The 12504-nt window shown below is 73.7% G+C and carries 13 protein-coding genes; 7 read left to right on the forward strand and 6 right to left on the reverse strand.

Going from position 1 to position 12504, the window contains the following annotated elements; genetic code table 11:
- From BMX74_RS11565 to alc, 3 genes are read left to right on the forward strand one after another with little or no spacing between them, the layout of a single operon-like run.
- A complete protein-coding gene (locus BMX74_RS11565) occupies window positions 1-783 on the forward strand; it encodes an aspartate/glutamate racemase family protein (protein ID WP_055504008.1) in 783 nt (260 codons plus the stop codon).
- Complete coding sequence (gene allB / locus BMX74_RS11570) at window positions 783-2123, forward strand: allantoinase AllB (RefSeq protein WP_055502922.1); 1341 nt, start codon at window positions 783-785, stop codon at window positions 2121-2123. The genes BMX74_RS11565 and allB overlap by 1 nt, the downstream gene beginning before the upstream one ends.
- Window positions 2120-3262: an allantoicase gene (gene alc, locus BMX74_RS11575; protein ID WP_091100090.1), complete on the forward strand. Its 1143-nt coding sequence runs from the start codon at window positions 2120-2122 to the stop codon at window positions 3260-3262. The genes allB and alc overlap by 4 nt, the downstream gene beginning before the upstream one ends.
- A gap of 55 nt (window positions 3263-3317) precedes the next feature.
- Here the strand turns inward: alc and BMX74_RS11580 are convergent, their stop codons facing one another.
- From BMX74_RS11580 to BMX74_RS11595, 4 genes are read right to left on the reverse strand one after another with little or no spacing between them, the layout of a single operon-like run.
- Window positions 3318-4622, reverse strand: coding sequence for an FAD-dependent oxidoreductase (locus tag BMX74_RS11580; RefSeq protein WP_256256880.1), 1305 nt, complete (start codon window positions 4620-4622; stop codon window positions 3318-3320).
- On the reverse strand, window positions 4613-5260 hold the full coding sequence (locus tag BMX74_RS11585; RefSeq protein WP_091100093.1) for a maleylpyruvate isomerase family mycothiol-dependent enzyme: 648 nt from the start codon (window positions 5258-5260) through the stop codon (window positions 4613-4615). The genes BMX74_RS11580 and BMX74_RS11585 overlap by 10 nt, the downstream gene beginning before the upstream one ends.
- Window positions 5260-6093 carry a fumarylacetoacetate hydrolase family protein gene (locus BMX74_RS11590; protein WP_091100096.1) on the reverse strand — a complete coding sequence of 278 codons (834 nt, stop codon included), beginning with the start codon at window positions 6091-6093 and terminating at the stop codon, window positions 5260-5262. The genes BMX74_RS11585 and BMX74_RS11590 overlap by 1 nt, the downstream gene beginning before the upstream one ends.
- Complete coding sequence (locus BMX74_RS11595; RefSeq protein ID WP_055502918.1) at window positions 6090-7244, reverse strand: cupin domain-containing protein; 1155 nt, start codon at window positions 7242-7244, stop codon at window positions 6090-6092. The genes BMX74_RS11590 and BMX74_RS11595 overlap by 4 nt, the downstream gene beginning before the upstream one ends.
- Window positions 7245-7323: 79 nt before the next feature.
- Here BMX74_RS11595 and BMX74_RS11600 point away from each other — a divergent pair, with 79 nt between their 5' ends.
- Window positions 7324-8085, forward strand: coding sequence for an IclR family transcriptional regulator (locus BMX74_RS11600; protein ID WP_055502917.1), 762 nt, complete (start codon window positions 7324-7326; stop codon window positions 8083-8085).
- A gap of 10 nt (window positions 8086-8095) precedes the next feature.
- On the opposite strand, the gene BMX74_RS11605 is transcribed toward BMX74_RS11600, so the two are convergent.
- The gene (locus BMX74_RS11605; protein WP_055502916.1) at window positions 8096-8857 is read right to left on the reverse strand and encodes an IclR family transcriptional regulator; all 762 of its coding nucleotides are present in this window, start codon (window positions 8855-8857) and stop codon (window positions 8096-8098) included.
- A gap of 68 nt (window positions 8858-8925) precedes the next feature.
- Between BMX74_RS11605 and BMX74_RS11610 the strand changes: the two genes are divergently transcribed.
- The 3 genes from BMX74_RS11610 to dmpG are packed head-to-tail and all read left to right on the forward strand — an operon-like array spanning window position 8926 to window position 11716.
- Window positions 8926-9750: a 2-keto-4-pentenoate hydratase gene (locus BMX74_RS11610; RefSeq protein WP_055502915.1), complete on the forward strand. Its 825-nt coding sequence runs from the start codon at window positions 8926-8928 to the stop codon at window positions 9748-9750.
- Window positions 9747-10691, forward strand: coding sequence for an acetaldehyde dehydrogenase (acetylating) (locus BMX74_RS11615; protein WP_055502914.1), 945 nt, complete (start codon window positions 9747-9749; stop codon window positions 10689-10691). The genes BMX74_RS11610 and BMX74_RS11615 overlap by 4 nt, the downstream gene beginning before the upstream one ends.
- Window positions 10691-11716: a 4-hydroxy-2-oxovalerate aldolase gene (gene dmpG, locus BMX74_RS11620; protein WP_091100100.1), complete on the forward strand. Its 1026-nt coding sequence runs from the start codon at window positions 10691-10693 to the stop codon at window positions 11714-11716. Before BMX74_RS11615 ends, dmpG begins: the two co-directional genes overlap by 1 nt.
- Before the next feature lie 24 nt (window positions 11717-11740).
- Here dmpG and BMX74_RS11625 read toward each other — a convergent pair whose 3' ends face one another.
- Window positions 11741-12391 carry a TetR/AcrR family transcriptional regulator gene (locus tag BMX74_RS11625; protein WP_201784511.1) on the reverse strand — a complete coding sequence of 217 codons (651 nt, stop codon included), beginning with the start codon at window positions 12389-12391 and terminating at the stop codon, window positions 11741-11743.
- Between the last annotated feature and the right edge of the window lie 113 nt (window positions 12392-12504).

Consider the following 12504-nt stretch of genomic DNA (forward strand, 5'->3'; position numbering starts at 1 on the left):
ATGCGCATCCTCATCGTGAACGTGAACACCACCGCGTCGATGACCGACACGATCCGCGCCCAGGCCGCGGCGCACGCGTCGCCGGGCGTCGAGATCGTCGGCCTCACTCCGTCGTTCGGGCCCGAGTCGGTGGAGGGGAACTTCGAGAGCTACCTGGCGGCGGTCGCCGTGATGGACCGGGTCGTCCGGTACGACGAGCCGTACGACGCGGTGATCCAGGCCGGATACGGCGAGCACGGCCGTGAGGGGCTGCAGGAGCTGCTCGACGTCCCCGTGGTGGACATCACCGAGGCGGCCGCGCAGGTCGCGATGCTGATCGGACGCACGTACTCGGTCGTCACCACCCTGGACCGCGCCGTGCCGCAGATCGAGGACAGGCTGCGGCTCGCCGGGCTGGCCGGCCGGTGCGCGTCGATCAGGGCCAGCGGCCTGTCGGTCCTCGAACTGGAGAGGGAGCCCGGCCTGGCCGTCGAGGCGATCGTCGCGCAGGCCCGCAGAGCCGTCGTCGACGACCGGGCCGAGGTGATCTGCCTCGGGTGCGGCGGAATGGCCGGCCTCGACCAGGCGATCACCTGCGCCACCGGGGTGCCCGTCGTCGACGGCGTCGCCGCCGCGGTCGCCCTCGCCGAAGGGCTCGTCCGGCTCGGCCTCACCACCAGCAAGGTACGCACCTACGGGACGCCCCGCCCCAAGACCGTGACCGGGTGGCCGATCGCCGCCGGGACCGCGGCCGGCGTCCGGCCGGCCGACGCGGGACGGCCGGGCCAGGGAGGTGGCGCCTGATGGCCGAGCTGGACCTGGTGTTCAGGGCCCGCCGGGTGGTCACCGCGGCCGGAGAGGTGGCGCGCAGCGTCGGCGTACGGGGCGGGACGGTCGCCGCGGTCGAGCCGCTGGACGCGGATCTCGCGGCCACCGAGGTGATCGAGCTCGGCGACGACGAGGTGCTCCTGCCCGGACTCGTGGACACCCATGTGCACGTGAACGACCCCGGCAGGGCCGAGTGGGAGGGATTCGGGAGCGCCACCCGGGCGGCCGCGGCCGGCGGCGTCACGACGATCATCGACATGCCGCTCAACAGCGTCCCGCCGACCACCGACGCGGAGGCGCTGCGGGCGAAGCGGAACGCCGCCGAGGGCCGGGTGCACGTCGACGTCGGCTTCTGGGGCGGTGCCGTGCCCGGCAACCTGCGCGAGCTGCGCGGGCTGCACGACGCGGGCGTGTTCGGATTCAAGTGCTTCCTGCTGCACTCCGGCGTGGACGAGTTCCGCCACCTGGAGCCGGACGAGCTGGCGGACGCGCTGCGGGAGATCCGCGGGTTCGACGCGCTGATGGTCGTGCACGCCGAGGACCCGGACGTGATCGACCGTGCCCCCGCCGCGCGTGGCGCGCGCTACCGGGATTTCCTGCGCTCCCGCCCGCGCGGTGCGGAGAACCTCGCGATCGCGCGGGTGATCGAGCTGGCCCGCCGGACCGGCTGCCGGGTGCACATCCTGCACCTGTCCAGCTCGGACGCGCTGCCGATGATCCGCTCGGCCCGGCACGACGGCGTCCGGATCACCGTGGAGACCTGCCCGCACTACCTGACGTTCAGCGCCGAGGAGATCGCCGAGGGGGCCACCCAGTTCAAGTGCTGCCCGCCGATCCGCGAGGCGGCCAACCGCGAGTCGCTCTGGCAGGGGCTCGCCGACGGCACGATCGACTGCGTCGTCTCCGACCACTCGCCGTGCACACCTGAGCTCAAGCGGTTCGACAGCGGCGACTTCGGCCTCGCCTGGGGCGGCATCGCGTCCCTGCAGCTCGGCCTGCCCGCGGTGTGGACCGAGGCGAGACGGCGCGGCCACACGCTGGCCGACGTGGCGCGCTGGACGGCCGGACGTCCCGCGGAGCTGGCGGGACTGGCCCGCAAGGGCCGGATCGCGCCGGGCTACCAGGCCGACTTCTGCGTGTTCGCGCCCGACCAGGTGTTCACGGTCGACAAGGAGCGGCTGCACCACCGCAACCCCGTGACGCCCTACCACGGCCGATCGCTCGCCGGGGTCGTCCGCGCCGGTTGGCTGCGCGGCGTACGGATCGATGTCGACGGCCCGCCGAAGGGCCGACTGCTCAACCGAGGAGAAGCATGACTTTCGCCCGCTTTCCTGACCTGGCCTCGCGTGCGCTGGCCGGCAGCGTCGTGTACGCCAACGACGAGCTGTTCGCCGAAAGGGAGAACCTGATCAAGCCTGGGCCCGCCGTCTTCTCGGCGGAGGACTTCGGCCACAAGGGCAAGGTGTACGACGGCTGGGAGACCCGTCGCCGTCGCGAGCCGGGGAACGACCACGCGATCGTCCGGCTCGGTGTCCCGGGAGTGGTGCGCGGCGTGGTGATCGACACCGCCTGGTTCAAGGGCAACCATCCGCCGTACGCCTCGGTGGAGGCGACCAGCGTCGAGGGGGCTCCGTCAGCGGCGGAGCTGGAGCGGGCGAGCTGGGAGACGATCGTCGAGAAGAGCGCGATCAAGGGTGACACCGGGAACGCGTTCGAGGTGACGGACCGGCGACGCTGGACGCATGTCCGGCTCAGCATCCACCCCGACGGCGGGGTGGCCCGGTTCCGGGTGCACGGCGAGCCGGTGCCGGATCCGCGGTTCCTCGACGGCACGATCGACCTGGCCGCGCTGGAGCACGGGGGAGCCGTGGTGGGCTGCTCGAACTCCTTCTACTCCTCGCCGGTGCACCTGCTGCTGCCCGGCAGGGCCAGGGTCATGGCGGACGGCTGGGAGAACGCCCGCCGCCGCGACGACGGCAACGACCATGTGACGATCAGGCTGGCGGCCCGTGGCCAGGTCCGCCGCGTGGAGATCGACACGTCGTGCTTCGTCGGCAACGCGCCCGGCTGGGCCTCGCTGCGCGGGACGGACGCCGATCACCCGGATGAGGACGCCGAGTGGTTCGACCTGGTGCCGAGGACCCGGCTGCAGCCGGACACCCGGCACTTCCTCCGCTCGGTGTCCGCCCCGCCGGTGACCCACGTCCGGCTCGACGTCTTCCCCGACGGCGGCCTGGCCAGGCTCAGGGTGCACGGCGAGCTGGACGCGGGCGCGCACCGGGCGGCCGTGCTCCGCTGGCTCGACCTGCTCCCCGCCGGACACGCCGTCCAGGTGCTCCGCGAAGCCGGTGCGTCCGGCCGATCCGCCGAGGAGTTCCTTCGCCGGCGACCGCTCGCCGACGGCGGCGTGCTGCCCCCGGCGGTGCTCTCCGCCTTCCTGGGAGAACGCCGGTGACCCGCTCCGCGGACGTCGGCGCGCGACGGCCGGCTGGTCCGAGGCCGGCCCGCGATCAGCCGGCCGGGTCCGAGGACGAGGCGTCGAGAGGGATCGGGCGGAACATCTCCGGCTCGTCCTCGGGGGTCAGCGCCGTGGGACCGAAGATCCAGTCGACGAACGAGTAGTCGTGGACGTCGCGTCCGCGCAGCAGGGCGTTGCGCCGCAGCCTCCGGGCGCCCTCGAGGTGCCACAGCTCGCCCCAGGCCCGAGCGGTGGTGACGACCCGGCGGCAGTGCTCGGGCCGCACAGCCTCGTAGGCGGCGAGCACCGTGTCCCAGTCCACGCCCGAGCCGTGCCCGGCCCGCCGGGCACGCTGGGCGGCGACGTGCTCGCCGAGCACCCAGCCGTCCTCGATCGCCATGATCGCACCCTGCGCCATGTACTGCAGGGGAGGGTGCGCGGCGTCGCCGAGCAGCGCGATCCGGCCGGTCACCCAGGTCGTGATCGGGTCGCGGTCGTACATCCGCCACCACCGGTCGCGCCACATCAGCGGCAGCCCCTTCCGGACCTGCTCGCAGGTCCCGGCGAACGCCGCGTCCAGCTCGTCGGGGGTCCCCCAGTCGTCCTCGCCGGCCAGCGCCTTCGGCGACTCGAACACGGCGACCTGGTTGAACGTCTCCCCGCCCCGCAGCGGGTACTGCACGAAGTGACAGCGCGGGCCGACGTACACGACGACGTCGTCCTCGTGGACGCCGTTGCCGGCGACCCGCTCGAACGGCACGGCGCCGCGGTAGGCGACGTACCCGGAGCTCACCGGCTCGTCCCGGACCAGCAGCTCGCGGGCGACCGAGTGCAGCCCGTCGGCGGCGATCACGACCTCCGCCTCGTCGGCGCGGCCGTCGGCGAAACCGGCCCGGGCGCCGCCGTCGACGTTCTCGTACGAGGTGCAGCGGGCGTCGGTCAGGAGCTCGACGCCCGCCCGGTCACAGGCGCGGAGCAGGATCCCGTGCAGGTCGCTGCGGTGGATCACCAGGTAGGGGTGGCCGTAACGGCGTTCGACGTCGCGGAGGTCGAGCCGGGTCAGCTCGCCGCCGTCCACGGCGTCCTTCATGACCATGGTCTCGGGCAGCACGCCGAGGGCGGTGGCCTCCTGGAGCAGCCCGTAGCGGTCGAGGATGCGGGTGCAGTTCGGCGCGAGCTGCAGCCCCGCGCCGACCTCGCCGAACGCGGACGCCTGCTCGTACACCCTGACCCGCAGGCCCTGACGGGTCAGGGCGAGCGCGGTGGAGAGGCCGCCGATGCCGCCTCCGACGACGATCACGTCGGCGCGGGTGGAGGGGGAGGTGCCCATGGGGTCCGTCCTTGTCGTCACAGCCATGGAGGCAGGGTCGGGGGGAGGCCGCCGCCGGCGGAGGTCACTCCGTCCGCCGGTCGCCCGGCCAGCCAGGCGGTCACGTCGGCGAGGGATCCCGTGACGTCGGGCACCGTGTCGTGACCCCGCCTGGCGCGGATGTCCTCCCGCAGCTCCCGCAGGAAGCCGTCGGGGAGGTCGGCGAAGGTGAGCCCGACCGCGAGGTCCACGGCGTGCACCATCACCTCGCGGGCGCGCATCCACGGGGTCTCGCTCGCCGGCACGGCGCGACCCTGGGCGGTCACCACCTCGGCTCGCCACGCCTCCTCGGGCAGTGCCGCCATCGCGGCCGCCAGGGCCGAGGCCGACTCGGTGAACCATCGGTTCAGCTCGTCCGCGCCCAGCAGCGCACCCCGCTCGATCCCCGCGGCGCGCGCCTCCGGAGAGGCGTACATCGGGGCCTCCTCGCCGGTTCGCGCCCACCGGACGAGGTTGCCGATCGCCTCGGCGTTCGCCGCCAGGTGCGCCACGACATGCCCGCGCGTCCAGCCCGGCAGGGCCGAAGCGGCGCCGTACTCCTCCTCGGAGAGACCGGCGATCGCCGACGCGCACAGCCGGGTCCCCGCGTCGACCCACCCGAGCGCGGTGGCCAGGTCGCGCGCCATCACACGCCCTCGGGGACGACGCGGTTCTCGAGCCTGCCGAGCGCCTCGATCTCGGTCACGACGAGCTCGCCGCCCTTCAGGAAGACCGGTGGCCTGCGCGCGTGGCCGACGCCGCCCGGCGTGCCGGTCGCGATCACGTCGCCCGGGTTGAGCCGCACCATCGTCGAGACGTAGCGGACCAGGTGAACCGGGTCGAAGAGCAGGTCGCCGGTGTTGTCGGACTGCATCACCCGGCCGTCGACCTCGCAGCGGACGTCGAGCGCCGGCCGCGGGCCGGTCTCGTCCGCGGTGACGAGGAACGGACCGATCGGGGTGGTGGAGTCCCAGTTCTTGCCCTGCAGCCACTCCCGGGTGCGGAACTGCCAGTCCCGGCAGGTGATGTCGTTGAGCACGGTGAACCCCGCGATCGCGGCGACCGCCTGCTCCTCGTCCGCCCGGCGCACCTGCCGGCCGATCACCACGGCGAGCTCGGCCTCCCAGTCGAACTGCTCGGTCTCCACCGGGCGCCGGATCGCGTCCCTGGCGCCGATGAGGGTGTCGGCGAACTTGGAGAAGAGGGTCGGGTACTCCGGGAGGTCGCGGCCCATCTCCTTGATGTGGTTCTGGTAGTTCAGCCCGACGCAGACGACCTTGCCCGGCCGCGGCACGACCGGGGCGAGGTCGGCTCCGGCGAGCGGGTGCCGGGGGCCGTCGGCGGCCGCGGCGGCCGCGAGACCGCCGGGCGCGGCCAGCACCGCGCCGACGTCGGCCCTGCCCACCTCGACGAGCTGGTCGCCGTCGACGCGGACGGCGGCGGTGCGGTGGTCACCCAGGCGGATGGTGGCGAGCTTCATCGGCTGCCCTTCTCGGTGTGGCTGCGGTACAGGTCGAGCTTGGTGAGGATGGGGGCGTCGCTGAACTGGAACAGGTCGAGCGCGCCCGAGTCGGAGTCGGACGCCGACGCCTCCGAACGGATCGACAGCGGCTGCCAGGACGGGACGACGAAGAGGTCGCCGCGGGTCACCGTCCAGGAGCGGTCGCCGACGGTGACCCGGCCGGACCCGTCGAAGACCTGGTAGACCGACGAGCCGGTCTCCCGGCGCGGCGCGGTCTCCACACCCGCCGTGATCCGGTGGAACTGCGCCCGGATCGTCGGCAGGACGTCGCCGGCGGTCGCCGGGTCGGTGTAGCGGACCAGGGCGTGGCCCGGCTCGACCGTTCCGCCGTGCCCTTCCCGCTCCAGCGCGAGCTGGTCGGACAGGGCGGCGTCGGTGTCGGCCCAGCGGTAGCACAGCAGCGGGGTGCCCTGGTGGCGGGCGAGCTGTGAGACCGGCGCCAGGCCGGGGTGCCCCCAGAGCCGTTCCGAGCGTGAGCGATCGGGGGTGGCGTGCTCGTCGTCGGTGAGGGTGTCCCGGCCGACGTCGAAGAACTGCGCCTCGACGCCGTACTGGAACGGGATGTCGAGCCCGTCGATCCAGGCCATCGGCGTGCCGGCCGCGTTGTGGTGGGCGTGCCAGTGCAGGCCGGGCTGGGGGAGGAAGTCGCCCCGCCGCATCGGCACCGGGTCGCGTTCCACGACGGTCCACACGCCCTCGCCCTCGACGACGAAGCGGAACGCGTTCTGGCTGTGCCGGTGCTCGGGCGCGTCCTCGCCCGGCATCAGGTACTGGATCGCGGCCCACAGGGTCGGCGTCGCGTAGGGCTTGCCGCCGAGGCCCGGGTTGGCCAGCGCGATCGCGCGGCGCTCGCCGCCGCGGCCGACCGGGACCAGGTCCCCGGCGCGTCCGGCGAGGCGGAGCAGCTCGCTCCACTCCCAGCGGTGCGGCCGCGCGCTGGAGCGCGGGTGCCGCGGCATCAGGTCGCCGATCTCAGTCCACAGCGGGACGAGCAGTGCCTGTTCGAAGCCTCGGTAGAGGTCCTCCAGATCCGGGCTGAGGGGAGGCTGGTCGGGCCGGTCCTCAGCCGCGATCTTGACCGGCGACCTGGTGGCGTTCACGTCGGACATGGCCCCGACTATCCGCCGAGGCGGCAGATCGGGAAAAGAGGATTCTGCATAGCGGAACAGGGTGTGTCAGGATCGTCCCATGGCGAAGCCGATGAAGACCCCGCCGGCCTACGCGCCGAACAGCGTCGACCACGCCCTCAGACTCGCACAGATCCTCCAGCTCGACGGGGCGATCACGGTCTCGGCGGCGGCCGAACGGCTGGGCGTGGCCCGCTCCACCGCCCACCGGCTGCTGACCGCGCTGGTGTACCGCGACTTCGCGGTGCAGGACGAGGACCGGACCTACCGGGTGGGCCCCGTCCTCGCCCTCGCCGAGCGCGCCCGGTCCGACGTCGGCGCGCTCCGCGCGGCGGCCCTCGGGCCGATGCGGGCGCTCGTGGACCGGATCGACGAGACGGTGAACCTCAGCATCCGCACCGGCCGCAACGTCCGCTTCATCGCCTCCGTCGAGTGCGCTCAGGCCCTGCGGGTGGGCAGCCGCGAAGGCATGGTCTTCCCCGCCCACCAGGCCACCGGCGGCCTGGTGGCGCTGGCGGCGCTCCCGGACGAGGAACTGGAGCTCCTCTACGCCGCCGATCGCGGTGACCCCGCCGAGGAACCGCCGGACCTGGCGCGGCTCCGCCGCGAACTCCGGTCCGTACGACGCAGCGGCGTCGCGCTCAACCTCGAACGCACCGAGCGGGGTCTGGTCGCGGTGGGGTGCCCGGTGACGGACCGCGCCGGCGCGACCGTCGCGGCGCTGTCGATCTCGATGCCCAGCGTCCGCCACTCCCCGGAGCAGGTGCCGTCGCTCGTCGCCGCGCTGACGGCCACGGCCGAGGCGATCACGCGCGCGCTCTGAGCCGCCGGGTTCACCGGAGGAGATCGCGCCTGATCAGCGTGCTGCCGAGCGCCGCCGCCGCCGCGCGCACCGCCGTCACGTGCCCCTCGGGCCGGAACCTGCCGGTGGGGCCCGCCACGCTGATCGCGGCGACCGGCTCGTCACCGCGCCCCAGCACGGGGGCGGCGACGCACACGAGCCCGGCGGCCGACTCCTCCACCTCGAACGCGACGCCGGTCTCGGTGACGCGCCGCAGCTGGCGCCGGAGGATGCCAGGCGCGACGACGGTGTGCGGCGTGCGCCGCTCGAGCGGCCCCGTCAGCACCTCGCGCCGCAGGTCGGCGCCGGCGTGCGCGAGCAGCGCCTTGCCGATCGCGGTGCAGTGCAGCGGCATCCGCCCCCCGGTGCGCGAGGGCGCCCTGGCCTGGCGGTGGCCGCCGATCTTGGCGACGTAGACGACGTCGTGACCCTCCCGCACCCCGAGGTGGACGGTCTCGTGGGTGCGTTCGTAGAGGTCCTGCAGGAACGGCATCGCCACCTCCAGCAGGCTGCGCTCCAGCGAGGCGAGCATCCCGAGCTCGAACAGGCCGCCACTGAGCCGGTAGCCGCCGTCGGCGCGGTCGAGCAGGCGGTTGGCGACCAGGTCGCCGGACAGCCGGTGCACGGTCGCCTTGTGCAGGCCGGTGCGCCGCACCAGCTCGGCGAGCCCGACGACGCGGTCCTCGGGCCGGAAGGCGCGCAGGATCGTCACCGCCTTGCCCAGCACGGTGTCGAGGTCGGCCGTCTCCGTCACACTCGCAGCGTATCGCTGAACGAGACGATGTGCTGGTTGGCACCGCATCCTGCCTGCACAGTGGGGGTGTGAACGAAACCACCGGGCCCGCCGCCACGAGCCGGCCCGACATCGCCGCCGCGGTCGAGCGGCTCGCCGCGGCGTTCGCGTCCGGCGTGCCGTGCGCCCCCGTGCGGGACCTCATCGGCCCGGACGACCTGGCCGCCGCGTACGCCGTCCAGGCCGCGCTCACCGCTCGCCGCGTCGCCGCCGGCGCCCGGATCGTCGGCCGCAAGATCGGCCTCACCTCGGAGGCGGTGCAACGGCAACTCGGCGTCGACCAGCCCGATCTCGGCGTCCTCTTCGACGACATGGCGTACGCCGACGGGGACGCGATCCCCGTGGGGCGGGTCCTCCAGCCACGCGTCGAGGCGGAGGTCGCCTTCGTGCTCCGTTCCGACCTGGCCGAAGGCCCGCTCGACGCCCCGCAGGTCCGGGACGCGGTCGAGCACGCGGTCGCCGCGCTCGAGATCTGCGGCAGCCGGATAGCCGGGTGGGACATCGCGTTCGGCGACACGGTCGCCGACAACGCGTCCTCGGGCGCCTACGTGCTCGGGACGGAGCGCCGCACCCTCGACGAGTTCGAGCCGGTGGACGTCGTGATGTCGATGAGCATCGGCGGCGAGGAGGTCTCCACCGGGACCGGCGCGGCCTGCCTGGGCGACCCGGTCGAGGCGCTCGTGTGGCTGGCCCGCACAGCCCGCGACCTCGGCGAGCCGCTGCGGGCGGGGCAGGTCGTCCTGTCCGGCGCGCTCGGTCCGATGCGGCCGGTCGCGGCCGGCGACGCCGTCACCGCCACCCTGTCCGGCCTCGGCACGGTGACGGTCCGCTTCACCGAAGGAGCAGCACCATGAGCAGGACGAAGGTCGCGATCATCGGGTCGGGCAACATCGGCACCGACCTGATGATCAAGGTGTTGCGCGGGGCGCGGCACCTCGAGATGGGGGCCATGGTCGGCATCGACCCCCGGTCGGACGGCCTGGCCCGCGCCGCCCGGCTCGGCGTCCCGACGACGCACGAGGGCGTCGACGGGCTGATGGCGCTGCCGGGCTTCGACGAGATCGGGATCGTCTTCGACGCGACCTCGGCCAAGGCGCACGAGGTGAACGCCGCGAAGCTGACCCCGCTCGGGAGGCGCTTGATCGACCTGACGCCCGCGGCGATCGGGCCGTACGTCGTCCCCGCCGTCAACCTCGACGAGCACCTCGACGCACCCGACGTCAACATGGTCACCTGCGGCGGCCAGGCCACGATCCCGATCGTGGCCGCCGTCGGCCGTGTGGTGCCGGTCGAGTTCGCCGAGATCGTCGCGTCGATCGCGTCCAGGTCGGCCGGTCCGGGCACCCGCGCCAACATCGACGAGTTCACCGAGACCACCTCGGCCGCCATCGAGCAGGTCGGCGGGGCGCGCCGGGGCAAGGCGATCATCATCCTCAACCCGGCCGAGCCGCCGATGATCATGCGGGACACCGTCTTGTGCCTCGTCACCGCGCCGGACCCGGCCGCACGCGAGGAGATCCGGCGGTCGGTCGAGAAGATGGTCGCCGACGTCGCGGCCTACGTCCCCGGCTACCGGCTCAAACAGCAGGTGCAGATCACCGAGGTGCCCGCCGGCCAGCCGGTCGGGACGCTCCTCGCCGGCGGCGCCTCCCGGCCCACCCACCAGGTGTCGGTCTTCCTCGAGGTCGAGGGCGCCGCGCACTACCTCCCGGCCTACGCCGGCAACCTCGACATCATGACCTCCGCCGGCCTGCGGGTCGCGGAGCGCATCGCGGCACGGAAGGCGGGCCTGTGATGGGCACCCCGATCTTCGTCCAGGACGTCACGCTGCGCGACGGGATGCACGCCGTACGCCACCGGATCTCCACGGAGGACGTCAAGCGCATCGTCACCGCGCTCGACCGGGCCGGTGTCGACGCGATCGAGGTCGCGCACGGCGACGGCCTCGCCGGAGGGTCGCTCACCTACGGCCCCGGGTCGCACACGGACTGGGAGTGGATCGAAGCGGCGGCGTCGGTGCTGGTGAACGCCCGCCTCACCACGCTGCTGCTGCCGGGAGTCGGCACCGTCCACGAGCTGAAGCGCGCCCACGACCTCGGCGTACGCTCCGTCCGGGTCGCCACGCACTGCACCGAGGCCGACATCTCCGCGCAGCACATCGCCGCGGCGCGCGAGCTCGGCATGGACGTGTCCGGCTTCCTGATGCTCTCCCACATGGCCCCGCCGGAGGAGCTGGCCCGCCAGGCGAAGCTGATGGAGTCCTACGGCGCGCACTGCGTCTACGTCACCGACTCCGGCGGCCGGCTCACCATGAACGACGTGGCCGCGCGGGTGCGGGCGTACCGGGACGTCCTCGACGCCGGGACCGAGATCGGCATCCACGCCCACGAGAACCTCTCGCTGTCGGTCGCCAACTCCGTCGTCGCGGTCGAGAACGGCGTCCACCGGGTGGACGCGTCGCTGGCCGGTCACGGCGCGGGCGCGGGCAACTGCCCGCTGGAGGCGTTCGTCGCGGTCGCGGACCTCTCGGGCTTCGAGCACCGGTGCGACCTGTTCCAGCTCCAGGACGCCGCGGACGACATCGTCCGCCCGCTGCAGGACCGTCCGGTGCGCGTCGACCGGGAGACCCTCACCCTGGGGTACGCCGGCGTCTACTCGTCGTTCCTGCGCCACGCGGAGGCCGCCGCGGCGCGGTACGGCGTGGACGTCCGCGACATCCTCATGGAGTGCGGACGCCGCCGGCTGGTGGGCGGCCAGGAGGACATGATCGTCGACATCGCGCTCACGATGGCGGCCGAGCGCGGGAAGCGCCCGGCCTGACCGGCGGGGCCGGGGGACGACGCCTCAGCGGGCGGCGATCAGCGCCTCGCCCATCGCCACCATGGCGTCGGCGAGCTGCTCCATGAACTCGGAGATCGGCTTGGCGTCCCCCGACTGGAGCGAGACGAACGCGCCGTCGAACCCGGCCATGCCGAAGTGGGCGAGGGCGTCCGCGACCGCGTTCGCGGCGTCCTCGCCCTCGCTCGCGAACGACGAGCGGATCATGTGCCGCATGTGGTCGCGGCCCTCGCCGCGGACCGCGATCACGGTCCGCATCGCCTCCGGCGCCTCGGCGGCCTCGTTGCTCATCACGAGGACCAGCAGCAGCCGGAGGAACTCCTCGTGGTGCATGAAGACCTCGCCGGTCCTCCGCAGGTACCACCCCAGGCGCTCGCGCGGGGTGCCGCCGGCCGGCGGGTCGCGGTGGGCCTCGCGCATGGCTTGGAAGAAGCCCTGCGCCCCCTGCGCCATGACGGCGGAGAGCAGCCCCGCCTTGGACTCGAAGTGGTGGTAGAAGGCGCTCTTCGGCAGGCCCGTCTCCTTCACCAGCGTCGAGATCGACGTGCCGGCGTAGCCGCGCACGGACATCACCCGGGCGGCCGCGTCGAGGATCTCCTGGCGCGACCGGCGGCCGCGGCGGTTTCCGGTGTGCGCCTCCGGCGCGGGCTTGTCCACCTGCCGAAGTCTAGGGACCCGGAGACGCCGGCTCATCCCCGCGGCGCGGCCGCGGTGGCGGGGTGCTCCGTCCGGGACAGGTCTTGACACGTCGCCGCTGCTCGTTGTTACCC

Source organism: Nonomuraea pusilla (assembly GCF_900109355.1).
Classification (GTDB): domain Bacteria; phylum Actinomycetota; class Actinomycetes; order Streptosporangiales; family Streptosporangiaceae; genus Nonomuraea; species Nonomuraea pusilla.